This window comes from Methylobacterium sp. WL116 (genome assembly GCF_008039455.1).
GTDB lineage: Bacteria > Pseudomonadota > Alphaproteobacteria > Rhizobiales > Beijerinckiaceae > Methylobacterium.
This window is the reverse complement of the sequence record NZ_VRUV01000951.1, coordinates 1-900: the sequence shown is the minus strand read 5'-3', so window position 1 is coordinate 900 and position 900 is coordinate 1. Positions and strand designations below refer to the sequence as shown.

The window sequence follows — 900 nt, the reverse complement described above, 5'->3', positions numbered from 1 at the left end:
GGCGGGAACCCGGCCGGCACGCCGCGGGGCCGGGTCACGCCGGGGTCGGCGCAACGATCTGGAGGGAGGCCGCCTTCGAGTCCTTGGCGCCCTCCAGCCAGTTGAACCGGCTGGTGCTGAGCAGGATGAAGTGGATCAGCAGCGCGAGGACGAAGAGAAAGGTGAACAGCGCCACCAGCGTGCGGCGGGGATCGAACAGGAGCCAGACCTTGTGCATGGTGTCCTCCCTTACGAGATCATCGAGACGAGGCCGTGGACGGCTTGGGCCCCGCCTTCGAGCATGGCGTAGCCCTTCGGCCCGGGCAGCCACGGGCGCCACATCCAGACCAGGATGTGCGCGACCACGGCGATCGCGGTGAAGATGATGAAGCTCGTCAGGAAGATCGCGTGGAACTCCTTGGCTTCGGGTTCCGTCAGCCCCGAGAGGCTGCTCGGTCGTTCGAGCGTTCCGGGATTGGCCATGGTTGAAGTACCTCCGTTTGGCTGACCGCGCGGCAGGGTCGCGCGGGGGTGAGCGCCGTGGCGGCGTTGGGTGCCACGACCGGACTTCCACCCGTTCTGCCCGGACGGAAGCGTCTCGAAGGGCTCGGCCGGCGCGAAGCGCGATCCGGCGCGGCCCGAAGGCGTCAGCCCATGAAGGCGTAGGGGATGGCCGAGACCGCCATGGCCTTGGCCTCGCCGAAGACCGAGCGGCGCTGGGCCGGGCGGCCCGGCTCGCGCGCCGGCATCACGCGCTGGGCGATCGCGGCGGCGAGGAAGAACGGGTAGGTCGCGCCGAGGATGACCTTGAACTGGACCTCCTCCTGGTGGAGCCGGGACGTCGCATCGATCGATCGGGCCATGGATGTCCTCCTGGGCGCTGGGGCCGGCGCAGGGCGCGGGCTCGGCGGGGTGCGGGCG

Annotated in this window: 3 protein-coding genes; all 3 read right to left on the bottom strand. The window is 70.3% G+C overall.

What is annotated here, in order from left to right; genetic code table 11:
• Positions 1-34: 34 nt before the first annotated feature.
• The 3 genes from pufA to FV223_RS28685 all read right to left on the bottom strand — a co-directional run bounded on the left by pufA (position 35) and on the right by FV223_RS28685 (position 842).
• Positions 35-217, bottom strand: a complete 183-nt coding sequence (pufA, locus tag FV223_RS28695; protein WP_147730006.1) for a light-harvesting antenna LH1, alpha subunit — start codon at positions 215-217, stop codon at positions 35-37.
• Between the two features lie 11 nt (positions 218-228).
• The gene (pufB, locus tag FV223_RS28690) at positions 229-462 is read right to left on the bottom strand and encodes a light-harvesting antenna LH1, beta subunit (RefSeq protein ID WP_147730005.1); all 234 of its coding nucleotides are present in this window, start codon (positions 460-462) and stop codon (positions 229-231) included.
• Between the two features lie 164 nt (positions 463-626).
• A complete protein-coding gene (locus FV223_RS28685) occupies positions 627-842 on the bottom strand; it encodes a hypothetical protein (RefSeq protein ID WP_147730004.1) in 216 nt (71 codons plus the stop codon).
• Between the last annotated feature and the right edge of the window lie 58 nt (positions 843-900).

Excerpts from the sequence above, each read along its gene's own strand:
- pufA (WP_147730006.1), bottom strand. The coding sequence starts at position 217 with ATGCACAAGGTCTGGCTCCTGTTCGATCCCCGCCGCACGCTGGTGGCG.
- pufB (WP_147730005.1), bottom strand. The coding sequence starts at position 462 with ATGGCCAATCCCGGAACGCTCGAACGACCGAGCAGCCTCTCGGGGCTG.
- FV223_RS28685 (WP_147730004.1), bottom strand. The coding sequence starts at position 842 with ATGGCCCGATCGATCGATGCGACGTCCCGGCTCCACCAGGAGGAGGTC.